Below are 22,017 nucleotides of genomic sequence, written 5' to 3'. Positions count from 1 at the left end.
AGATTTCTCATGGTTGAAACTATTACAATTTTCGTCCTTGCCATCTTCGTAGGTTATTACGTAGTTTGGGGTGTTACACCAGCTTTACATACGCCACTTATGGCTGTAACCAATGCGTTGTCATCTATTATTGTGGTGGGTGCGATGTTGCAAACTGTGGGTCTACCTATTTTGGGTGTAGATGCTAACGTTGCATTTCAAAGTGTGAATGTGGTGAGCGTACTGGGTGCGATTGCAGTATTTTTGGCAAGCATTAATATTTTCGGTGGCTTTGCAGTAACTGCACGCATGCTGGAAATGTTCAAGCCTAAGCAAAAGAAATAAGAGGGCTTTGACATGGAATTTATTCAAGCAAATGCAAACTGGTTGTACCTTGTTGGCGCAATCCTCTTTATCTTGACACTTCGTGGCTTGTCTGGTCCGAAAACAGCAATTCAAGGTAACCGTTACGGCATGATCGCAATGGCGATTGCAGTTGTAACGACTTTCTTTGTTGCGAATAACCCAGTGATCTGGATGATTGTTGGTGCAATGGTGCTCGGTGCAATCGTAGGTATTGCACGTGCTCGTACTGTACCAATGACGCAAATGCCGGAAACTGTTGCGCTTATGCACTCTTTAGTTGGTTTGGCTGCTGTTTTAATTGCAATTGCTGCGATTTTACACAACAACCAACTTACTGAATTGTTTGCTCAAAATGAGGCGGCTTTAACTGCTGCTGGTGTACAACATGTGCATATGAGCAAAGTTCACTTATTTGAATTGTTCGTAGGTTGTTTCGTTGGTGCGATTACCTTTACTGCATCTGTGTTTGCGTATGGTAAATTGGCTGCGAAAAAATGGGCGAAAACAATTTCTGGTGCATGGGTTAAGCCTGTTCAAGCGCTTATCTTTATTGCGATGTTGGCTTGTGGTTTCTACTTCTTCACGACTGGCAATATGACTGCGTTCTGGGCAATGACAGCACTTGCACTTGCATTTGGCTGGGTATGGATTGCACCAGTCGGTGGTGGTGATATGCCTGTAGTGGTATCGCTTCTTAACTCATTCTCGGGTTGGGCTGCGGCAGGTATTGGTTTTACACTTGAAAACAACATGTTGATCGTTGCGGGTTCTCTCGTAGGTTCATCTGGTGCGATTCTGTCGTACATCATGTGTAAAGCAATGAACCGTTCGATCATCAATGTATTGTTTGGTGGTGCAATGGGCGGTGCAGCGGTTGCTACTGCTGCCAAAGGTGAGCAAGTTCAACGTAACCATCGTTCTGGTTCTGCTGATGATGCTGGCTTCTTAATGTCAAATGCTGACAGCGTTGTGATTGTACCTGGTTATGGTATGGCGCAAGGTCGTGCACAAAATGCTGTAAAAGAGTTATGTGAAATTCTAAAAGAGCAAGGTGTTCGCGTTCGTTTCGCAATCCATCCTGTTGCTGGTCGTATGCCTGGTCACATGAACGTATTGCTTGCTGAAGCAGACGTAGCATATGAAGACATCTTGGAAATGGATGAGATTAACTCAGACTTCCCAGCAACAGATGTTGTGCTTGTAATTGGTGCAAACGACGTAGTTAACCCTGCTGCAAAAGATGATCCAAGCTCACCAATCTATGGCATGCCAATTCTTGAAGCTCATAAAGCGCGTACGATCATGGTGATTAAGCGTTCTATGGCAACAGGTTACGCGGGTCTAGACAACGATTTGTTCTATAACGAAAAAACTATGATGATCTTTGGTGATGCGAAGAAAGTTGTGGAAGATATGACAAAAGCAATCAATGGTGGTGGTCACTAATCTGACCTCGATCAGGATTGTAAAAGCCACCCTCGGGTGGCTTTTTTTATTTGGCTTATTTGTTTAAAGAAATTTTTCTACAAGGTCTATTGACTGTTGGTAGAGGTTGCGTGCCAGTTGCTGGTTTTTGGCGTGTGAGGATTTCCAATCTGGCATATGCGCACTGACATATTCGCCATTACGATTCTGCCACGCATCTCCGATAGCCATCTCTGTAATGAGCTTTGCTGGCACTGAAGTTGGCACTAAGCCTAATTTCATTGCTGCATAAACTGGTTTTGGTAATTCACGATAAATGTCAGAAGCAACACCGCCAGGGTGTAATGCATTGTTGGTAATAGAACTACTTGCTAGTTGCTCTGCTAATGCATTGCTGAATAATAAATTTGCAAGCTTTGATTGTCCGTAATAGAACAGGGGATTGTAAAAACCTTCTGCACGAAACTTGTTGGGTTTAATTGATCCTACCCAATGGGCAATTGATGCAAGATGAACAATACGTGCTTTTGGAGACTGCTGTAAAACTGGAAGTAATTTTTGAGTTAGTAAAAAGTGACCTAAATAATTAACACCAAATTGCTGCTCAAAACCATCTACAGTCAGTTGTTTAGTTTTAGCAAATAAGCCTGCATTGTTAATGAGTACATCAAGGCTGCCATAGCGGTCAGCAATTTCATCGGCTGTTTTTCGAGTCAATTCAAGGCTGTTTAAATCAAGGGAAACTAAATCGACTTGTCCTTGGTTAAGGGTGCGTAATTTGTTTTGTGCATCTTGTGCTTTTTCTGGATTTCGGCAAGCTAAAATAACATGTTGCCCTTGTTTAACGAGTTGCTCTGCTGTGGCGAAACCAATACCTGTGTTGGCGCCTGTAATTAATATCTTCACTTTCTGTGCTCCGGTTATGCTATTTATTGGTGGGGACTTCAAGAGTTTGTATATTGCTGTAAAACTGACAATTTGTCATGTCAAATTTAGAAGTGGGTGATGACTGGCTATTTGCAGTAGGTGTTAAAGTATTTGTGTAAGAGGGGAAAGTTATTTAAGAGTTATTAACATGACTTTTAGATAAACAAAAAAGCGGCTCAAAAGAGCCGCTTTTTTAAAAGCAAAATTTTAAGCAACCGACTCTGGAGCGGTACGCCATAAGCTTTCTAAATCATAGAATTTACGAGCTGTTGGTAGCATCACATGTACTACAACAAAGCCAAGATCAATCAAGATCCATTCTGCATCTCGTTCACCTTCAACGCCAATCGGGCGGAAACCGGCTTTTCGAGCTTCTTCTGCAACATTGTCTGCGAGTGCCTTCACGTGACGAGTAGAAGTACCGCTCGCAATTACAATAGCATCAGCGACATTGCTAATTGAGCTAACATCTAACTGGAGAATATCTTTTGCTTTTACATCAACTAAAGCGTCGTGGACGACTTTGAGACAAGTTTGTACGTCTTTATTTGAAGCATTCATTGCGAAATCGTGAGAATTAGACACGCTGGGCGATGGTTCTAAATTCATATAGGGTATATTTTCCTGACAATTACTCACTATCTAATATAGTGGTTTTTGAACTAAATTTCAAACAGAACTCGTAACAGTTTATATATTTACATCATCTGAAAAATACTTTTTCTTCCAAGTAAATGACTGATTTGAAGAATTTTCAGGTTTATATTCTGCTGCAATATAGTTTTGATAAGTGCTTTGCTTTAACCAAGAAAAAATTTGTTCATAAGGAATTTGGGCTGTATCTGGCTCATGACGACCCGGACAGTCCGCAAATTGAATATGGCCAATTAAGTTAATATTCTCTTGCAAACCCTCAAGTACATCTTCGCCCATCATTGCCATGTGATAGCAGTCATATTGCATTTTTAGAGCAGGATGATTAACTGCTTCAAGCATCTCTTGTGCTTGCGCAATGTTTTGCACTAAAAAACGTGGCATATCTGTACCGTTAATCATTTCAAAAACGGGTTCTATCTCATGTTCACTGAGCAAGTTACAGGCAAATTTTAAATTAGCTGCTAAAGTTTTTAAACAAGGAAGTAAATCGGCATCTAAAGGTTGTTTACCCGCTAAAATATTAACCCGAGGGACCTTTAAAGCAGTGGCATAGCTAATGGCTAATTCTAAAGCTTCATAAAAAGCTGTTTCTTGCCCAGGTATGCCTGCTAAACCATTCCCACCTTGCATCAGATCACCAGCAGGCACATTGATTAGACAGAGACTAAGATTGTAGCGTTCGAGTTGAGTTTGAATATCGGAAATAGCCAATTCATAAGGGAATTGAATTTCTACATATTCAAAGCCCTGTGCATGGGCCAGAGCAAAGCGTTCAATTAAAGGAACTTCGGTAAAAATCATGGATAAATTGACTGCAAGGCGACCCATACTCAAACTCCGTTTATTTTTGCTCTATTAATTGAATCATAGTAGCTAAATCTTTCTCAGCAAAGCCATTTTTTTGGTGAGTTTGTAGCTGTAATAGAGCTTTTTGTGCAACTGGGATATCTAAATTAACATTGTTAGCCAATGTTACTGCGTTGTTAAGATCCTTAGATAATGTTTGAACTTTCCACTGAACAGGTTCAAATGTATGCGTTGCCATACGTGGGGTAAGAATTTGAAAGGGTTTGGAGTCCGCAAATCCGCCTGCTAAGGCAGGAGCGAGCAATGTCGTATCTACACCCGCTCGGTCTGCAAGCGCGACAGCCTCTGCAATAAGGGCGCTGTTGGCTGCAACGATCAGTTGATTACAAATTTTGGTAGCTTGGCCTGTTCCTGTGTCTCCCATTCGGGTCACGCGTTGGGATAGAACATTATAAATAGAAGTTAGGTCTGTAATCGTTTGAGCATCACCGCCTGCAAAAATGACAAGTGTGCCTTGTTCTGCTCCCGCTGTTCCACCTGATACAGGTGAGTCAATCCATGTGACGTCATGGCTAGCAGCTGCTTGAGCAAGTGTTTTTGTTGCAGCAACAGATAAGCTTGAAAAATCAACAATAACCTGTCTAGCTTTTAAGTTAGGCTGGATTTGCTCAAATACAGCTTGTACGGCTTTATCATCTGCTAGGCAGGTTAAGATAACTGGATATTCACCAATCTTTGAAAGTTCTAAAGGTTGTGCACCGATATCAATCAATTCTTCACATGCAGAGAAAGTTCGATTCCAAACCGCAACTTGAAAGCCGGCTTGAATAAGGCGGGTTGCCATCCGACTTCCCATAAGGCCCATACCTAAAAAAGCAATAGGGGTGTTGCGATCAAAATTCATAATCTAAGCTCTTATTTATATTGGCGTGGTAAGAAATTAACTTCCGGATGTTTGTCTTTTTTACGAGCAAGTTTGCTATTTTTACCAAGTAATAATTTAAGTTGCCAGATTTTTTCTAGACGCAATGATTTTTCTGGTTGATGCTCCATTGCATCAAGTACACGTTTTGCCGCAGTGAGGGCATCAGGTGAGCGCTGTAACATTTCAGAGGCAAGCTCATGTGCTCGCTCTAGAGGAGAGTCACTTAAATGAGTCACAAGACCAATTTCTTTTGCATAATTCCCATCAAAAACTCGGGCAGTTAAGGTGAGTTCTTTTGCGAGATCAACGCTAATTAAACCTTTTAATGAGCGAGTAAGTCCCATATCAGGGACTAAACCCCAACGACTTTCCATAATCGACATTTTAGTTTCTGGATGAGAAATTCGAATGTCGGAAGCCAAGGCGAGTTGCATACCCGCGCCGAAACAATATCCTTCCAATGCCGCAATAACTGGTACAGGTAAATTCTGCCAAGTTAAAAATGCTTTTTGAAAAAGGCTTTGTCCGGGTTTTACAAGTTCCCAAATGGCAAAAGCAGAGTTTTTGGGGTTGTTAAGGTCAGATAAATCAATGCCGGCACTAAACACATTCCCTTCGCCTGTCAAAATAACACAGCGAATATCTCTATCTTTTTTAAATGCTTTTGCAGTGGAAACTAACTCTTTTAATAAGGCAAAACTCATCGCATTGCGCTTGTCTGGACGGTTTAAATATACCGTTGCAATGCCATTATTTTTTTCAATACGTAAGAGTGCCATGAGATTCCTGCTTCTTTTTTATAGATGAAAGGAGCATAACATGGCTGTAATTTGGAAACATGACAGCTCAGTCATGCCTATTTGTTAGATATGTTAGTCAGGTATCACCAAGATCTGGTGAGCAGCACTTTCTACCTCTTTAACGACCAGACCTAATTCATCAAAGCGCTGCATAACCTCTTCAATAAAGCTTTCATCTGCTACACGACGTTCTTTACGCAGTGTTGAAATAAATTGCTCAAAGTCGCCCGTCACTTGCTGTAGTTTCGGGGCGCCTACATAGCGAGTGGCACCATACAGGCGATGTAAAACATGCTCAAGTTGAGGGAAGTCTTCAAGCTCAATGAGCTGCTGCATTTCGTCTAGCTCAGTTGGAAAACTATCAACTAACATTTTAAGTAGATCTTGTGCTAAGTCTTCTTTATTTGCTGCGAGCTGCAAACTTTGTTGCCAATTTAAAATTTGTGGGTCTAATGCTTCTGCGACTACATGATGGTCTTTATCTAAGGCTTTTGCTGTAAAGTTATTTTTAGTCCATTGCGTTAAGATCTGGATGATTTGTTCCATTTGAATTGGTTTGGTGACATAGTCATTCATACCAACTTTAAGAAGCTTTTGCTTTTCATCTGCAAGGGCATGGGCGGTTAACGCAATAATTGGAAGCTGCATTTCCCCATCTAAAGTCGACTCTAAAGAACGGATCGCACGAGTTGTATCAATGCCGGACATAACTGGCATTTGAATATCCATAAACACCAAATCAAATGGTTTGAGTTTCTGATCAATTCGCTCTTGGATCAGGTTAAGAGCTTCTTGGCCACTCAGCGCTTTAGTTGTTTTAACGTTTAGTTCACCTAATAAAGCTTCTAAAACAATTAAGTTAGGAAGGTGGTCATCCACTGCTAGAATGTGTAAACCCTGACCATTAAAGTCTTGTTGTTCCTCTTCAAAAATAGGTTGATCATTTAATAGTTGAATGAGCCCACTTCGACTTAATGGTTGATATAAAGGACGAGCGCGGTATTCACTGAGCATGTTTGGCTCAAGCGTCATTTGATAACCATAGACGGCTAAATTGCCTTGATAACGGCTACGAATTTCTTTTAATAACGCTTCTGTATCACCACTATGATCAACAATGAGCCATGTATTATCTTTCTGATCAAGATGTTTTAAACGACTAAACAGGTCCAGAATCGATTGTGTTTCGATATGAGACACATGGTAGTTTTCAAGGTAGTAACGTAAAACACTTGCTGTAGCAGGATGCGCAAGATAAGACACTACTTGTAAATGCTCAAAGTGTGGATGTTCGATTTCATAATCTTCATCTACCACAAATTGTGCAGTAAACCAGAAAGTTGAGCCTTTTTCTGTGGGTGCACGTTCCTGATTATCTTCAAAGCCAATTTGACCATGCATCAGATGAACAAGCTGTTTAGAGATGGCAAGACCTAGACCAGTACCGCCAAATTGACGTGTAACGGATGCATCACCTTGCGAGAATGATTCAAATAATTTTTTACGATCTGTACCACTTAAGCCAATACCACTATCTTGAACACTAAAATGAAGCAGACATTGTCCAATATCATCATGTTCCATACGAACACGAACAATAATTTCTCCGTCTGGAGTGAACTTGATTGCATTAGAAATTAGGTTGGTCAGAATTTGTTTGAAACGTAAAGCATCACCAATAACTTCTTGTGGAATGTTATCCGCATAGTAAAAAGCCATGGCGATATGTTTTTGAGCAGCCAACGGTGACAGCATGTCCATGACATCAAAAATGGCTTCTTCTAAGTCAAACGGTGCTGTTTCAAGTTCTAGCTTACCCGCATCAATTTTTGAGAAGTCTAATACATCGTTAATTAATGCCAATAAATGGGCAGATGACTTGCGAATGGTTTGTAGATAAAGATTCTGTTCGTTATTTAAATTTTGTTGACGAAGTAATAAATGAATAAAGCCATCAATACTGTTGAGAGGTGTTCGAAGCTCATGACTGATATTGGCAAGGAAAACGGACTTCGCTTGGTTTGATGAAATCGCTTGGTCACGTGCTTGACGATAGGTAATGTTTTGGACTTCTAAGGTATCTAATGTTCTGCGTAAGTCTTCTTCTGTTTGTTCAGTGTGTTCTTTTAACTCTAAAAAACTAAAGTGTAATCGCTTAACAACATTTGCAATATCACGCTGTAGTAAGCGTAACTCCCCAGTACTGTTAATCACGAGGTGTTGGTCTAAAGTATCGGCATTTAAACGTTGTAACTGCATGCGAATTTCATACATCGGCGCAATCCAGCGACGAGAATAAAAATTCAGGCAAAGTAAAAGTAACAGTAAGGTCATTAACCCAGTAATGACGAGAGCAATCATAATGCGATAACGTGCCAGCTCGAGAGGCTGGTTATCCATTTCAATGACTAGCCAGACTGGCGCTTTTCCTGGGGTATTGCTAATTTGCAGTCCATAAATATTGTTGCGGTTATAAGAAATTGGACCAAAAAAATTATTGCTACTAGGAAAACTAGGCCAATAACGATTATCACGATAACCAATACTTAAATAAGTTTGTCCGTTGTTATCGATGAGTACCGCACGTCTTAGATTTTTTTCGCTAAACATGCTTTGCATGATGTGCTGGGCATGATCGTATTCATCAGGCTCTAGTTCGACTAGCGTATACAAGTCTTTCGCAATTTGATTGTAGCGAGCTAAAATTGCTGAGGCATGATGTAGCTGTTGTTGTTTTACCGAATGGGATGTTTCAGTTAAAACCAGAAAAGCACCGACCCCTGTTAAAATCATAATCGGCACAAAGATGAGAGCAATCAATTGCCCATATGCATGATTTAGACGTAAGCGTTTCGATAAGGTTTTATTGAAATTAAACATGGCTACATCAGATTTATCTCTCTGTACGGCATCTTATCACGCTTTATTTTAAAACAGACGGCATTTTATAAATGACCGAGCTTTAATCTCTTTCATGAAAAAGCATATTGAAATGGGTGCAGTGCCGAGCATTTTTTCATACAATAGGCCCACCTCGATATAGGTGTTGATCATGAGTAATACACAACCTGATTTTTTAGCCGACGAATTTTTGTTAGATCACTATGTAGGTAAGACACCTCTAGTTCGTTTGCAGCGATTAGCTTCTCATACGCAAGCGACAGTTTTAGCAAAATTAGAAGGTAATAATCCGGCAGGTTCTGTAAAAGACCGTCCCGCATATAACATGATTATGCAGGCAGAAAAACGTGGTCAAATTAAGCCAGGAGATACATTGATTGAGGCAACCAGTGGGAACACGGGTATTGCTTTGGCAATGGTTGCTGCAATGCGTGGCTATAAAATGAAATTAATCATGCCGGGGAATTCAAGTCAGGAACGTAAGGATGCGATGCGTGCTTATGGTGCAGAATTGATTGAAGCGCCAAATATGGAAGCTGCACGAGATATGGCATTGCAAATGCAAGCTGAAGGGCTAGGTTTGGTCCTCAATCAGTTTGGCAATCCAGATAATGTCGAAGCTCATTATTTAACAACTGGCCCTGAAATTTGGAAGCAAACGGGTGGAAAGATTACCCATTTTGTAAGCTCAATGGGTACAACTGGTACCATTATGGGTATTTCAAAATATTTAAAAGAACAAAACCCAGATATTCAAATTATTGGTTTACAGCCTTCAGAAGGTTCAAATATTGCTGGGATTCGTCGTTGGCCACAAGAATATTTACCTACGATTTTCGATCCAAAGCGTGTTGATCAAATTATGGATATTCCGCAAATTGAAGCGGAAAAAATGGCTCGCCGTTTAGCACGTCAGGAAGGAATTAGTGCAGGCACATCTTCTGGTGGGGCGGTGTGGGCTTCAGTAAAAATTGCAGAAGAAAATCCAGATGCTGTTATTGTTTGCATTATCTGTGACCGTGGCGACCGCTACTTGTCTACAGGGCTGTTTTCAGTACAGGACGATAACTCATAATTGAGAGAAATAATGCGTTTCCCTACCTTAGTTTTTGATATTGAAACTTTAACTGATTTAAAAGCGGGAGCGCATTTATATCATCTTGATTTACCAGAGGCTGATGTAGAGCAAGCATTGACTAAACTGCGCCGACAAGAATCAGGCATGGATTTCCAGCGCTTACCATTGCATGAAATTGTTTGTATTTCTGGCCTATGGATTGATGAATCTGGTTTCAGATTATTCTCTTTTAGTCGGGAACAATATTCTGAAGCTGAGATTTTGCAGAAGTTCTTGTCAATTTTTGATAAGCGTCATCCAACTTTAGTGAGTTGGAATGGTTCGCAATTTGACTTACCCGTTATTCTATTTCGCGCGATGTACCATGGCCTTTCTGCACCGGGCCTATTTGATCAAGGCGAAATTGATAGCCAGAAGCGTTTTAATAATTACCAAAACCGTTATCACCATCGCCACATTGATTTAATGGATGTGATGGCAATGTTTAACGGACGTAATTTTCAGAAGCTCGATGATATTGCCTGCATTTTAGGTTTGCCGGGGAAACGCGGTGAGTCGGGTTATCATGTGCCAGAATATGTTCGTACACAGCAGTGGTTAAAACTGACCAGTTATTGTGAAGGAGATGTACTGAATACATGGTTTATCTATATACGTTGGTTGCTACTAAAAGGACAATTAACTGTAGATGAGCATAATGATTGGGTAAACTCTAGTATTGATTATTTGAAAAATATTCCTCAGCAATCAGATTTTCTTGAAGTATGGGAACGTACCTCGAAACATACTGAATTTACTTCACACTATTTTAATCCTTTAGATTTTTAGGTTCATCCTTTGAAACAACAAGCCAAATCTCGCAAGCCCCAACAACCTGAATATATTTTTCAAGTTGAAACACTTTCTCATGAGGGGCGGGGAATTGCGCATTATGGTTCTCATCCTGATCATCCCGCAGATAAGCATGGCAAGAAAGTTTTTATTCGTTATGCATTGCCCGGAGAAACTGTAAAGGCTCAGATTACCCATCAAGCGAAGCGTCTTGAAGAAGCCGAGATGGTGCAGTTATTAGGAGAGCCTTCAACTCATCGTATAGATGCAATTTGTCCTCATTATGGTATTTGCGGTGGCTGTAGCATGCAGCATATTCATCCTGATGAACAAATTCGTTTAAAACAAAGTGTGCTTCAATCGCATTTACAGCATTTTGCAGGTATTCAACCTGAACAGTGGTTAGAGCCGATTCGATCTTTACAAAGTGATTATCGTCGTCGTGCACGAATCGGTGTGCGCTATTTGCCTAAACCAGATCGCTTAATTATGGGGTTTCGTGAACATCATAGTAATCGCTTAACTTCTATCCATAGCTGTAGCGTTTTGGATAAAAATTTATCAAATAGTTTGCCTGAGCTGCGTATTTTACTCCAAAGTCTAAAAGGCAAAGCGCATATTGGTCATGTAGAATTAGCAAAAGGTGATCATGAAATTTCTTTATTGGTTCGTCATGTAGAAAAATTAAACAATTCTGATGTCAACCAATTAAAGCAATTTGCGTTAGACAAGGGGTGGCAGTTGTATTTGCAACCTAAGGGGCCTGAAAGCATTCATCGTATTGATGATGAAAAAGGCGCTTTACGTTTACATTATGCTTTAAAGAGGTTTAATGTAAATTTTGCTTTTTCGCCATTGGATTTTACTCAGGTCAATGCCACAGTAAATGAACAAATGGTCCAATTGGCATGTGAATTGCTTCAATTGCAACCGGGTGAAAAAGTACTTGATCTATTTTGTGGATTAGGCAATTTCTCGCTCCCGTTAGCACGATGTGTTGGTGAGAGTGGTCAGGTTGTTGGTGTGGAAGGGAGTGAAGAAATGGTGAAGCGCGCAACAGCTAATGCAAAAAGCAATAGTTTGGTGCAAGCAACCTTCTTTACACAAGATTTAACAAAAGATTTTTCGCATCATTCTTGGGCAAATCAAGGATTTGATGCATTATTAATTGATCCTCCTCGTGCTGGTGCATATGAAATTATGCAATATGTATCAAATTTTGGAGCAAAAAGAATCGTTTATGTATCATGTAATCCAGCTACACTGGCAAGGGATGCGGGTGTTTTGGTCCAATATGGTTACCAGTTAAAAAAAGCAGCGGTGATGGACATGTTTACGCATACAGAACATGTTGAATCCATTGCACTATTTGAAAAAATTCAAGAGATAAACGATTAAAAACATGAGTTACATATTGAGGAGAATGGTATGGTCACAGTACGTGAACAGTTACCTGAACAACTAACTGAGTTGTCCGAGGAAACGACTGTAGAGCATGCCGCCGAAACGCAAATCGGTTTAGCCTCATGGTTGGATCGGGTGCGTGAAATATTAGATGGGGCGAAGCTTGAACAGCTTGAAAAGGTTGCGAATGAGACCCTGCAAAAAGAGTTAGAATCAACGGTTAATCATCGCTCCAATACTTTTGCTACAGGCGTTGGAATGGCTGACATTCTAGCGCATCTCCATGTAGATGAAGATACTTTATCGGCAGCAATGCTCTATCGTAGTGTTCGTGAGGACATTACTGATATAGAAGAAGTAAAACAGAAATTCGGAGAGCAGGTCTATAACCTTGTCAAAGGCGCTTTGGCAATGGGTAAACTCTCGGAACTTATTGAGAAAAATAAGCGGTTAGAAGACCACTTTAATAACAATCAACGAGAACATTTAAGTGGCATTTATAAAATGCTGATTTCGGTCACTGAAGATGTTCGTGTTGTTTTAATTAAACTTGCTGAACGTACCTATTCTTTACGAGAGCTGGCAAATTCCTCTCGTGAACGTCAAGAACGCGTAGCACGTGAAATTCTTACTATTTATTCGCCATTGGCGCATCGACTCGGTATTGCCCAGCTTAAATGGGAACTTGAAGATTTAGCTTTTCGTTATTTGGCTCCAGACCGTTATAAAGAAATTGCTTCATTACTGAATGAAAAACGTTTAGAGCGTGAACATTATATTCAGTTCGTCATTGACCGTTTAAAAAATGAGTTGGCGTCATACGGAATTGAGGCAGAAATTACAGGTCGAGCAAAACACATTTATTCGATTTATCGGAAAATGAAAAGCAAAAACCTGAGTTTTGATCAGCTTTATGATATTCGTGCCTTACGTGTATTGGTGAATAGTGTTCCTGAGTGTTATCACTCTTTAGGTATCGTTCATCAAATCTGGCGTCATATTCCGCATCAGTTTGATGACTATATTACCAACCCGAAAGCAAATGGCTATCGTTCTTTGCATACTGCTGTAATTGCCGAGAATAAATCGCTTGAAGTACAAATTCGTACTCATGAGATGCACGACGAAGCAGAGTTAGGTGTATGTTCGCACTTTAACTATAAAGAAGGTTCGAAGAATACTGACCATTCCTTTAATCATCGTTTGCATTCATTGCGTGCTGTTCTAGAACACTACCAAGAACGCAATGAAACGACGGTACATCAAAACGAAGATGAAACAGAAGGCTTTGAACAGTTACAAGACTTTGAAGGTTTTGAGAAGATTTACGTTTTTAGTCGTGATGGTGACATTAAGGAATTGCCACGTGGCTCAACAGTTTTAGATTTTGCTTATCATGTGCATACGGAAGTAGGGAATAAATGTTACGCAGCGCGAGTTAACCAGCGTTATGTGCCACTTACCTATACTTTAAAAACTGGTGAGCAGGTTGAGATTTTAACTAAAAAAGATCGTGATCCAAACCGAGATTGGTTGGTGAATTCTTTAGGTTATATTAAAACCTCTCGTGCCCGTGACAAGCTACGTCATTGGTTCAGACAACAAGACCGTAGTAAAAATCTTGAAGTAGGTCGTGAGCTTCTTAATAAAGAGTTAGCTCGTCTAGCGATTCATCCAAAAAGTATCGACCTAAACGATTATTCATCACATTTTAACGTGAAAACGGGTGATGACATTTTAGTGAGTCTGGTAAGCGGTGATATTAGCTTACATGCCTTGATTAATCAGGTGAATCGTCAAATGCATCTAGATCAGGATGAACCTGAACTAGTGCTTAAACCAGCATTAAATCCACGTGCTAGCCATACGTTATCGGCCCACGGAATTTTAATTGATGGTTTAGACAATGTAGAGCTGCATATCGCGCAGTGCTGTCAGCCCGTACATGGTGAGTCAATCGCTGGATATATTACTTTGAACCGTGGTGTTAGCATCCACAAAGTCATTTGTTCAGACTATCAGCGTATGATTAAGCAAGAACCAGAGCGTGCTGTTGAAGCCGATTGGGAAATGCAACCAACACGTGGTCAAAGCGTTCAAATTGTGGTGGAAGCTTATGATCGTCGTGGTCTGCTTAAAGACTTAACTCAAGTGATTTTCTCTGACCAAATCAATATTCGTCAGGTCAATACAATTTCTGAAGCAGATGGTATTGCCAATATGAAATTGTTAATTGAGGTTAAGGGTTTAGCGCAGCTTTCTCGTTTGTTGGCACGCTTAGAGCAGCAGCCGGGAATCATTAGTGCGCGACGCATGATTCAAGGCGTTTAAATAAATTGAGTAAAAAAAGGCTGTCAAATGACAGCCTTTTTTATATTGGATTATTTTCTCGATAAATAAATGTTAGTGAGCCGATTTAAAAACTGCGGGCTTAAGGTCGAGAGTTGATAAAGCAACTTAGTTTTTATGCCAACTGGAGTGTGAGTAGGTGTCCAGAAATGAGCCTTTTTCTCTACGAGCGTAAGTACCTGTTGAGCAATATCATTTGGTGTTAAATCTATCCCCATATTTTGAATAGTGCCTGCATTCATATTGTTGACCATTGCAGTTTGTACGAATAGCGGCATCACATCTAAAACACGAATACCATATTTTTTCCATTCTACATCTAAGCCTTCAGTAATCCCCCGAACAGCAAATTTACTGGCTGAATAAGAAATCAAATCGGCTTGTCCATAAATTGCAGAAGCTGACGAAAGATTGATAACACGTGCAAAAGAAGCTTGCTTTAAATAGGGGAGTGCCGCGTGGCAGCCATTGATAACGCCGTTTACATTAATATTTATTGTTCTTTGGTGAGCTTTAATATCAGTTGTTTCAAATGCACCAGAATATAAAATGCCAGCGTTATTCACCAAGATATTGAGTTCGCCAGCCCAGTCAGTAAATTCTTTTAATATACGTTGCCACTGACTGTAATCACTTACGTCTAGATAGCCAGCACGGGCATTTGGCCCTAAGCCGTTTGCCAATTCTTGAGCAAGCGATTCATTAATATCATAAATACCTACTTTATATCCTTGTTTGTAGAATACACGTGCAATTTCAGCCCCAATACCTTGAGCGGCGCCACTAATCAGAATACTGTATCTCATCTTTTTTCTCTTTGTCAGTACAATAGTGCGACTGATTTAATCGCTTTGATTTTGATCATAACAAATTAAGATCTTAGTTTGACTGACCGACTTTTTGAACTTGAGGGTTACCATGGATAAGTTGCTTAAAATTATGCAAGAGTTACGTGAAAAATGTCCGTGGGATCAGGCGCAAACACCTATGACTCTTACTAAATATGCTATTGAAGAAGCCTATGAGGTTGAGGCTGCTATTCGTCAGGGCGATATCGATGAAATCAGAAATGAGCTGGGCGATTTGTTATTACAAGTTGTGTTTCAATCACAAATGTTTAGTGAGCAAGGCGCTTTTAACTTTAACGATGTGGTTGAATCGATCTGTGAAAAGTTAATTCGTCGTCATCCCCATGTTTTTCAGGCAGATCAATTTAATAACTTAAGCTCTGATCAAGTAAGTGAGCTTTGGAAACAAATTAAACAACAAGAAAAACAAGGAAAGCCGCAATCAAGGTTAGATGAAATTAAACATGGGCCAGCACTAAATCAAGCTCAGGAAATTCAAAAAAATGTCGCAAAAATTGGGTTCGATTTTGAAACCGTAGAAGATGCTTATACAAAACTAGAAGAAGAGCTAGATGAGTTCAAGCAGGCGCTAAAAAATCAAAATATGGATGAAATTCAAGATGAATTTGGAGATTGCCTGTTTTCATTGGTGAATGTTGGACGTAAACTTGCGATTTCAAGTGAAACATCACTTTTATCAACAATACATAAATTTAGAATCCGTTTTGCTTTTATTGAAGATCAAGCGCACAAACAGCAAAGAACATTAGAGGACATGACCTTGTCTGAAATGGATGAATTGTGGAATCAGGCAAAGCGGCAGTTAAAGTTAGGGGAAAAAACACATGCAGATCAGCATGAGTCTTTGGAAGAGTAAATATTATATTTTTATTATTTTATTTGGGAGCTTGATTTCATCAACAATGATTCAAGCCCAATCTTTTGATCAAAATTTTAAGGAGTGGAAAGCTAAACAGCAGATGTATGATCAGAAGTTGAGCATGCAACACTCCTCTCATTCTAGTGTCTCAAAAAGTACAACTATGACTGATTCTTCAGGGCAAATTCACTTGAATCAAGCCACTATTGATGAGCTTCAAAAGCTAAAAGGGATTGGTGAGAAAAAGGCTCAGGCGATTGTGGAATACCGTCAAAAGAATGGTGGCTTTAAAAATATTGATGAATTTAAAAACGTAAAGGGCATAGGTCCAGCCATTTTTGAAAAGAATAAAGCGCGGTTGAGTTTATAAATCATGTGTTTGTCAATTGTCATTTCATACGCAAACTACAGAGAATCAAATTGCCCTTTGTGTGCGTTAGAGCTATGATTAGCGACAACTTGTTATTTACGTACTGACGTAGGAGACAGCGTCTTTTGCAAACCTTGCGAGCGTCAAAATGTGGTTTGTCCACAGCCCAACTTCCTTCTTCGATTTTAGATGTGATCGATAGCCTGAATAAAGCTGGCTATGAGGCTTATATTGTTGGGGGTGGTGTCCGTGATTTAATGCTAGGGCTTAATCCTAAAGATTTCGATGCAGTCACCAATGCGACACCTTCTCAAATTAAAGAAGTTTTTGGCCGACGTTGCCGAATTATTGGTCGTCGATTTGAATTAGCACACGTGTATTCTGGGCGTGAGCTCATTGAAGTTGCAACATTCCGTGCCCCCCCTAAAAAAGCAGTTACAAGTGCCTCGGGCATGATTTTACGTGACAATAACTGGGGTACCATCGAACAAGACTTTGCTCGACGTGACTTTTCTATCAATACTTTATATTACCAACCGCGCAAGAGTATTGTGCTCGATTTCTGTAAAGCGATTGACGATGTTAAAAACAAAACTTTGCGTTTATTGGGCGATCCGGCACAGCGCTTTGAAGAAGACCCTGTGCGTATGCTTAGAACGCTACGTTTTGCAGCCAAATTAAATTTCAAAATTGATTCAAATATTCTCGATATATTTAATGCTGAAATGACGCAACTATTGCGTGATGTCTCTCCGCATCGTTTATATGATGAATCTCAAAAGCTGTTCACAATGGGGCATTTGGCGCGAGTTTTGCCAATGTTGATTGAGTTTGGCGTCTGGAAGCAACTTTTTGCCGATGTTCAGCCTAATCTCACGCCATTCATTCAAAGAGCAGCAAAGAATACAGATCAACGTATCCAAGTAGGTAAAACTATTAACCCTGCATTTTTCTATGCAGTGTTATTGTGGCAGCCGTTTTTAGAGCGTTGTGAGTTTTATTTATCTAAAGGTATTGTGCCAGCTGAAGCCCGCGCACAGGCTGGTTTAGATGTCTTAAAACGTCAAGCGACACGCACAGTTATTCCTCGCTTTGCAGAAACTTTTATTCGTGAAGTTTGGGAAATGCAAACCCGTTTGCTCAATCCAAAACCACAGCAAATAGAGGCATTGGCAGGACATGCTCGCTTCCGTGCTGGTTTTGACTTCTTGTTACTTCGTGAAAAGTCAGGTGATGACACAACACAAGGAATGGGAAGTTGGTGGGAAACCTACCAAGAAATGTCAAATGACGAAAAAGAAGCTGCTATTAGCCAATATAATCGTCAAAAAGCTAAAAACCGTCGTAAGGTAGCTGCTGAGCCTATTGAAAGTAATAAAGTTGAAACGGAAATTGAACCTTTGGTTGATATTCCGGAACCACGCACTCGCCGTGGGAAAAAAGAACGTACGAGACCAGATCAGGCAGTAAGCCGATTTGTTGAAAAAGCGACCACTTCCGAAGCAGGTGTGACGGGTGATCATCCAATTTTAAAACGTAAGCGGGTACAACGCGATTTAAGCCAAGTTGTTTTTGGGCCAACGCAATGACAATCACCACTTATATTGGTTTAGGAAGTAATTTAGGCGATTCGCGTCAAATTTTATCTGAAGCTATTGCTAAGCTTAAAACCTTAGGAATGGTTAAAGTTTCTAGACTTTATCAAAGTCCACCTATGGGGCCTCAAGATCAGCCAAATTATTTAAATGCAGTTGCAGAATTAAATACGAATCTTGCACCTTTAGAGTTGCTAGATCATTTGCAACGTTTTGAGCAAGAAGCCGGTCGTGTGCGACTTCGCCGTTGGGGCGAGCGAACCTTAGATCTGGATTTGCTTATATATGGCAATGAAAAAATTCACAATGAGCGCTTAACTGTGCCGCACATAGGAATTTTACAACGAGATTTTGTTGTAATTCCCTTATTAGATTTAGATGCAGATTTACAATTGAATGGTCAGCCACTCAAAGATTTAGAGCTGATACAGCAGCCGACACTGACTGTACTTGCTGATGAGTCTTGGGCTTAAGCTCTCGATTCATTATGTTCTGCGAACTCCTGTAGAGGATATCATCATGATTAGTCTAAGTGACTTAAGAAAATTTAAAACCGAAGGACGCAAGTTCTCTTGCCTGACTTGCTACGATGCAAGCATGGCAAAAGCAATGGAACTTGCCGAAGTTGATACAATCTTAATTGGTGATTCTCTTGGAATGGCAATTCAAGGGCGAGATTCAACTTTGCCAGTAACTGTTGAAGATATGGCTTATCATACGGCAGCTGTTCGTCGTGGTAACCAGCATGCCTTGATTATGACTGACTTACCATTTATGAGTTATGCAACCTTAAATGATGCTTTGCAAAACGCAAGAACAGTCATGCAAGCCGGCGCTCAAATGGTGAAAATCGAAGGTGGTGCATGGTTGAGCGAAATCGTGCAGGTTTTAACCCGTAATGGTGTGCCTGTTTGTGTACATTTAGGCTTAACACCTCAATCTGTACATGTGTTTGGTGGCTATAAATTACAAGCTAGAACACGTGAAGCAGCAGATCAGCTTATTGCTGATTGTACAGCAGTGGTTGAGGCGGGCGCAGCGGTATTATTACTTGAATGTGTTCCTGCTCAGTTGGGACAAGAAATTGCTGAATTATTCCCAAATACGCCTGTAATTGGTATTGGTGCAGGTAATGCAACCGATGGCCAAGTATTGGTTGTACAAGATATGTTAGGTTTAACTTTTGGTCGAGTTGCGCGTTTTGTACGTAACTTTATGAAAGAACAATCAGGTGAAACTGCCATTTTAGATGCTTTTAAAGCTTATCATGCTGCGGTACTTGATCAGTCATTCCCTGCTAAAGAACATACTTTTCACGTTGAGCTGTAATTCATGAAAACAGAAACCACCATACAAGGTCTTGCAGCTTCTTTAAATCCTGCTAGAGCTGCACGTAAAATTATTGGTTTTGTCCCAACCATGGGAAATCTACATGAAGGACATCTCACCCTTGTTCGTGAAGCGAAAAAGCTATGTGATGTTGTGGTTGTAAGCATCTTTGTAAATCCGACTCAATTTGGACCGGGCGAAGATTTTGACAACTATCCTCGTACTTTAGAGCAAGATAGCCGTCTGCTTGCCGATGTCGGCTGTGACATTATTTTTGCGCCATCAGTTGAGCAAATGTACGGTACACAACCGCGCTTAACTAACATTAGTGTCAGCCAGATTACTGATGCTTTATGCGGTAGTTCACGTCCAGGACATTTTGATGGTGTAGCTTTGGTTGTAACGAAGCTCTTTAATATTGTGCAACCGAACTACGCTTTCTTTGGACAAAAAGATTACCAGCAGTTAGCCGTTATTCGCCAGTTTGTACAAGATTTAAATATTCCTTTAGAAGTAATTGGTGTACCAATTGTTCGCGCAGCAGATGGTTTGGCACTTAGCTCAAGAAATGGTTATTTAAGTGCTGAGCACCGTCAGGTGGCTCCGGTTATTTATCAAAGTTTGAAGCACGCCGAGCAACAGTTACATCAAGGCAAAGATTTGCAACAAGTTATAGAAGATATCAAAACTCAGTTGACAGATAATGGTTTTGTTGTTGATTATGTCGAAGCTCGTCAGACAAATCTGTTACCTGCTACTCAATTTGATCGTGATATTGTGTTATTTGTCGCGGCAAAACTGGGGGCAACACGTTTGATTGATAATTTAGAAGTCGCCTTTACACCCCAATAAAAGAGATCAAAGGACAGCCATGCCATGAAGCGTATACTTATCGTGACAGGACAGTCTGGTTCAGGAAAATCTTCAGCCCTTCAAGTATTAGAAGATTTGGGCTATTACTGTATTGATAATTTGCCTTTGGCATTGCTGCCTGAAATTGTGGCAAAGCTCGATCATGAAAATAATCTGGAGCAATTAGCTTTAGGTGTGGATGTGAGAAGTACTCGGGCAGATATGCAAGAGTTCGACCATGTTTTTGAGCAATTACAAAGACATGGCACTGTTGATGTTATTTATCTGACTACGCAAGATCAGGATTTGATTGCACGTTTTAGTGCATCACGTCGTCCACATCCACTCGCTAACCGTTTTAAAAGCCTGTTGCAATGTATTCATGAAGAAAAGCAGTTGCTGCTTCCTATTCAGTTCCGCGCTACGGTTCACATTGATACAACGGATAAAAGCGTTCATGATTTAAAGCATATTTTACTGTCTAAATTAGGGCAGTCAGATAAGCTTATTGTCATATTGCAGTCCTTTGGATATAAACATGGTATTCCTTTAGATGCCGACTATGTTTTTGATGTACGGCATTTACCAAATCCCCATTGGGATTTAGAATTAAGACGTTTTTCTGGTTTGGATGAGCCAGTAAGACAATTTTTAGAAGCAAGTCCACAAGCAAACGAAATGTTTGATGATATTCTTCACTTCTTAAAAAAATGGCTTCCAGCATTTGCTGAAGGACATCGTCACTATATGACGATTTCTATTGGTTGCACTGGAGGTCAACATCGTTCGGTTTATATCGTAGATAGACTAAAACAAGCACTTGAGGCAGAATGGTCTGTTCAGGTCTTACACAGAGAAATGAAGCACTGGTCATGATAGACACAACTGTTGATGTAATTAATAAACTCGGTTTACATGCTCGTGCATCAGGAAAACTGATAGAGGTCACTACAAAGTTTCGTTCGTCGATCCAGATTGGAAAAGGCGATCATTTGGTAGATGCAAAAAATATTATGTCTTTGCTGATGTTAGGTGCAGGTAAAGGGACCACTTTGCGATTGGTCATTGATGGCACCGATGAAGAACAGGCATTAAATGAAGTACAGGCGTTATTCGCAGCAAAATTTTATGAGGCAGATTAATCGTGGCACGTGGTTCCCAACGTTATACTGAAGAAGATTTCGGTTCTTTAGAAGGACGTGCAAGTAAAACTGAACAGAAAAAAGCAGTGCAACGCATGGCTGCTTTAGGTGAGCAACTCGCACAACTTTCTATTAAACAAATTCAGAAACTTCCAGTTGATGAGCGTTTAATTGATGCTTTAATGGAAGTGCAGAACATTAGTTCTTTTGAAGCACGTCGTCGCCAATTTCAACGTATTGGTAAGTTATTGCGCAATGAAGATGAGACGATTATTTTGTCTTATTTAACTCCGCAACAAGGCGCAAAAAGACAGGCTCAATTAATGCGTTGGGTTGACCGCATGATTGAACAGGGTGATCCTGCAATTAATGAATTTAGTAAAATTTATAATGCATCGGAACGTCATACCTTGCGTCAGCATGTGTTGAGAATCAATCGCGATAAAACTCAACAGGCGAGTGAAGCAGATATTGAGGCATCAAAAGTTAAATTTGTTAACTATGTGCAGCAAATTGCATTATTGTCTGATCAAGGCTAAATGCACTTAAATA

General features: G+C 40.2%; 22 protein-coding genes. 15 read left to right on the top strand and 7 right to left on the bottom strand.

Annotation, left to right across the window (positions count from 1 at the left end; all coding sequences use genetic code 11):
• Positions 1–9 precede the first annotated feature (9 nt).
• Positions 10–324 (top strand): proton-translocating transhydrogenase family protein, encoded by a 315-nt coding sequence (locus tag OD757_RS13055; protein WP_003654992.1) that lies wholly within the window; start codon positions 10–12, stop codon positions 322–324.
• Positions 325–336: 12 nt separating this feature from the next.
• Entirely contained in the window at positions 337–1,791 is a 1,455-nt protein-coding gene (locus OD757_RS13050) for an NAD(P)(+) transhydrogenase (Re/Si-specific) subunit beta (RefSeq protein WP_004794591.1), read from the top strand.
• A 63-nt stretch (positions 1,792–1,854) separates the two neighbouring features.
• Here the strand turns inward: OD757_RS13050 and OD757_RS13045 are convergent, their stop codons facing one another.
• The 6 genes from OD757_RS13045 to OD757_RS13020 all read right to left on the bottom strand — a co-directional run bounded on the left by OD757_RS13045 (position 1,855) and on the right by OD757_RS13020 (position 8,766).
• The gene (locus OD757_RS13045) at positions 1,855–2,676 is read right to left on the bottom strand and encodes an SDR family NAD(P)-dependent oxidoreductase (protein WP_263032142.1); all 822 of its coding nucleotides are present in this window, start codon (positions 2,674–2,676) and stop codon (positions 1,855–1,857) included.
• A gap of 228 nt (positions 2,677–2,904) precedes the next feature.
• Entirely contained in the window at positions 2,905–3,306 is a 402-nt protein-coding gene (gene rsfS / locus OD757_RS13040) for a ribosome silencing factor (RefSeq protein WP_034678192.1), read from the bottom strand.
• Positions 3,307–3,387: 81 nt separating this feature from the next.
• Entirely contained in the window at positions 3,388–4,182 is a 795-nt protein-coding gene (locus OD757_RS13035) for a hydroxypyruvate isomerase family protein (RefSeq protein WP_263032141.1), read from the bottom strand.
• Positions 4,183–4,195: 13 nt separating this feature from the next.
• Positions 4,196–5,065 (bottom strand): NAD(P)-dependent oxidoreductase, encoded by an 870-nt coding sequence (locus OD757_RS13030; protein ID WP_009390890.1) that lies wholly within the window; start codon positions 5,063–5,065, stop codon positions 4,196–4,198.
• 11 nt (positions 5,066–5,076) lie between these two features.
• Entirely contained in the window at positions 5,077–5,865 is a 789-nt protein-coding gene (locus tag OD757_RS13025) for a crotonase/enoyl-CoA hydratase family protein (RefSeq protein WP_263032140.1), read from the bottom strand.
• A 93-nt stretch (positions 5,866–5,958) separates the two neighbouring features.
• Positions 5,959–8,766 (bottom strand): ATP-binding protein, encoded by a 2,808-nt coding sequence (locus OD757_RS13020; protein WP_009390709.1) that lies wholly within the window; start codon positions 8,764–8,766, stop codon positions 5,959–5,961.
• 172 nt (positions 8,767–8,938) lie between these two features.
• On the opposite strand from OD757_RS13020, the gene cysM reads away from it, so the two are divergent.
• From cysM to OD757_RS13000, 4 genes are read left to right on the top strand one after another with little or no spacing between them, the layout of a single operon-like run.
• Positions 8,939–9,862: a cysteine synthase CysM gene (cysM, locus tag OD757_RS13015; protein WP_009390787.1), complete on the top strand. Its 924-nt coding sequence runs from the start codon at positions 8,939–8,941 to the stop codon at positions 9,860–9,862.
• 12 nt (positions 9,863–9,874) lie between these two features.
• Positions 9,875–10,693, top strand: a complete 819-nt coding sequence (locus OD757_RS13010) for a 3'-5' exonuclease (RefSeq protein WP_263032139.1) — start codon at positions 9,875–9,877, stop codon at positions 10,691–10,693.
• A gap of 9 nt (positions 10,694–10,702) precedes the next feature.
• Complete coding sequence (rlmD, locus tag OD757_RS13005) at positions 10,703–12,094, top strand: 23S rRNA (uracil(1939)-C(5))-methyltransferase RlmD (protein ID WP_263032138.1); 1,392 nt, start codon at positions 10,703–10,705, stop codon at positions 12,092–12,094.
• Between the two features lie 30 nt (positions 12,095–12,124).
• A complete protein-coding gene (locus OD757_RS13000) occupies positions 12,125–14,431 on the top strand; it encodes a RelA/SpoT family protein (protein ID WP_263032137.1) in 2,307 nt (768 codons plus the stop codon).
• A 50-nt stretch (positions 14,432–14,481) separates the two neighbouring features.
• Here the strand turns inward: OD757_RS13000 and OD757_RS12995 are convergent, their stop codons facing one another.
• Complete coding sequence (locus tag OD757_RS12995) at positions 14,482–15,255, bottom strand: SDR family oxidoreductase (protein WP_263032136.1); 774 nt, start codon at positions 15,253–15,255, stop codon at positions 14,482–14,484.
• 112 nt (positions 15,256–15,367) lie between these two features.
• Here OD757_RS12995 and mazG point away from each other — a divergent pair, with 112 nt between their 5' ends.
• The 9 genes from mazG to yjgA all read left to right on the top strand — a co-directional run bounded on the left by mazG (position 15,368) and on the right by yjgA (position 22,004).
• A complete protein-coding gene (mazG, locus tag OD757_RS12990; protein WP_263032135.1) occupies positions 15,368–16,174 on the top strand; it encodes a nucleoside triphosphate pyrophosphohydrolase in 807 nt (268 codons plus the stop codon).
• The gene (locus OD757_RS12985) at positions 16,143–16,547 is read left to right on the top strand and encodes a ComEA family DNA-binding protein (RefSeq protein ID WP_263032134.1); all 405 of its coding nucleotides are present in this window, start codon (positions 16,143–16,145) and stop codon (positions 16,545–16,547) included. The genes mazG and OD757_RS12985 overlap by 32 nt, the downstream gene beginning before the upstream one ends.
• A gap of 125 nt (positions 16,548–16,672) precedes the next feature.
• Positions 16,673–18,136, top strand: a complete 1,464-nt coding sequence (pcnB, locus tag OD757_RS12980) for a polynucleotide adenylyltransferase PcnB (protein WP_263032133.1) — start codon at positions 16,673–16,675, stop codon at positions 18,134–18,136.
• Complete coding sequence (folK, locus tag OD757_RS12975; protein ID WP_263032132.1) at positions 18,133–18,615, top strand: 2-amino-4-hydroxy-6-hydroxymethyldihydropteridine diphosphokinase; 483 nt, start codon at positions 18,133–18,135, stop codon at positions 18,613–18,615. Before pcnB ends, folK begins: the two co-directional genes overlap by 4 nt.
• A gap of 46 nt (positions 18,616–18,661) precedes the next feature.
• Positions 18,662–19,471, top strand: a complete 810-nt coding sequence (gene panB, locus OD757_RS12970) for a 3-methyl-2-oxobutanoate hydroxymethyltransferase (protein WP_009390809.1) — start codon at positions 18,662–18,664, stop codon at positions 19,469–19,471.
• 3 nt (positions 19,472–19,474) lie between these two features.
• A complete protein-coding gene (gene panC, locus OD757_RS12965; RefSeq protein ID WP_009390714.1) occupies positions 19,475–20,323 on the top strand; it encodes a pantoate--beta-alanine ligase in 849 nt (282 codons plus the stop codon).
• Positions 20,324–20,347: 24 nt separating this feature from the next.
• Positions 20,348–21,199 (top strand): RNase adapter RapZ, encoded by an 852-nt coding sequence (rapZ, locus tag OD757_RS12960; protein WP_003655028.1) that lies wholly within the window; start codon positions 20,348–20,350, stop codon positions 21,197–21,199.
• Positions 21,196–21,465, top strand: a complete 270-nt coding sequence (locus OD757_RS12955; RefSeq protein WP_000567533.1) for an HPr family phosphocarrier protein — start codon at positions 21,196–21,198, stop codon at positions 21,463–21,465. Before rapZ ends, OD757_RS12955 begins: the two co-directional genes overlap by 4 nt.
• 2 nt (positions 21,466–21,467) lie before the next feature.
• The gene (yjgA, locus tag OD757_RS12950) at positions 21,468–22,004 is read left to right on the top strand and encodes a ribosome biogenesis factor YjgA (protein WP_004794549.1); all 537 of its coding nucleotides are present in this window, start codon (positions 21,468–21,470) and stop codon (positions 22,002–22,004) included.
• The last annotated feature ends 13 nt before the right edge of the window (positions 22,005–22,017 follow it).

It is taken from the genome of Acinetobacter sp. AYS6 (assembly GCF_025630795.1).
Lineage (GTDB): Bacteria > Pseudomonadota > Gammaproteobacteria > Pseudomonadales > Moraxellaceae > Acinetobacter.
The sequence above is the reverse complement of the archived record's forward strand: the minus strand, read 5'-3'. Positions and strand labels throughout refer to the sequence as shown.

Excerpts from the sequence above, each read along its gene's own strand:
- panB (WP_009390809.1), top strand. The coding sequence starts at position 18,662 with ATGATTAGTCTAAGTGACTTAAGAAAATTTAAAACCGAAGGACGCAAG.
- OD757_RS12995 (WP_263032136.1), bottom strand. The coding sequence starts at position 15,255 with ATGAGATACAGTATTCTGATTAGTGGCGCCGCTCAAGGTATTGGGGCT.
- OD757_RS13025 (WP_263032140.1), bottom strand. The coding sequence starts at position 5,865 with ATGGCACTCTTACGTATTGAAAAAAATAATGGCATTGCAACGGTATAT.
- OD757_RS13000 (WP_263032137.1), top strand. The coding sequence starts at position 12,125 with ATGGTCACAGTACGTGAACAGTTACCTGAACAACTAACTGAGTTGTCC.
- OD757_RS13055 (WP_003654992.1), top strand. The coding sequence starts at position 10 with ATGGTTGAAACTATTACAATTTTCGTCCTTGCCATCTTCGTAGGTTAT.
- rsfS (WP_034678192.1), bottom strand. The coding sequence starts at position 3,306 with ATGAATTTAGAACCATCGCCCAGCGTGTCTAATTCTCACGATTTCGCA.
- OD757_RS13010 (WP_263032139.1), top strand. The coding sequence starts at position 9,875 with ATGCGTTTCCCTACCTTAGTTTTTGATATTGAAACTTTAACTGATTTA.
- OD757_RS13030 (WP_009390890.1), bottom strand. The coding sequence starts at position 5,065 with ATGAATTTTGATCGCAACACCCCTATTGCTTTTTTAGGTATGGGCCTT.
- OD757_RS12985 (WP_263032134.1), top strand. The coding sequence starts at position 16,143 with ATGCAGATCAGCATGAGTCTTTGGAAGAGTAAATATTATATTTTTATT.
- OD757_RS13035 (WP_263032141.1), bottom strand. The coding sequence starts at position 4,182 with ATGGGTCGCCTTGCAGTCAATTTATCCATGATTTTTACCGAAGTTCCT.
- panC (WP_009390714.1), top strand. The coding sequence starts at position 19,475 with ATGAAAACAGAAACCACCATACAAGGTCTTGCAGCTTCTTTAAATCCT.
- OD757_RS12955 (WP_000567533.1), top strand. The coding sequence starts at position 21,196 with ATGATAGACACAACTGTTGATGTAATTAATAAACTCGGTTTACATGCT.
- folK (WP_263032132.1), top strand. The coding sequence starts at position 18,133 with ATGACAATCACCACTTATATTGGTTTAGGAAGTAATTTAGGCGATTCG.
- OD757_RS13020 (WP_009390709.1), bottom strand. The coding sequence starts at position 8,766 with ATGTTTAATTTCAATAAAACCTTATCGAAACGCTTACGTCTAAATCAT.
- mazG (WP_263032135.1), top strand. The coding sequence starts at position 15,368 with ATGGATAAGTTGCTTAAAATTATGCAAGAGTTACGTGAAAAATGTCCG.
- cysM (WP_009390787.1), top strand. The coding sequence starts at position 8,939 with ATGAGTAATACACAACCTGATTTTTTAGCCGACGAATTTTTGTTAGAT.
- OD757_RS13050 (WP_004794591.1), top strand. The coding sequence starts at position 337 with ATGGAATTTATTCAAGCAAATGCAAACTGGTTGTACCTTGTTGGCGCA.
- rapZ (WP_003655028.1), top strand. The coding sequence starts at position 20,348 with ATGAAGCGTATACTTATCGTGACAGGACAGTCTGGTTCAGGAAAATCT.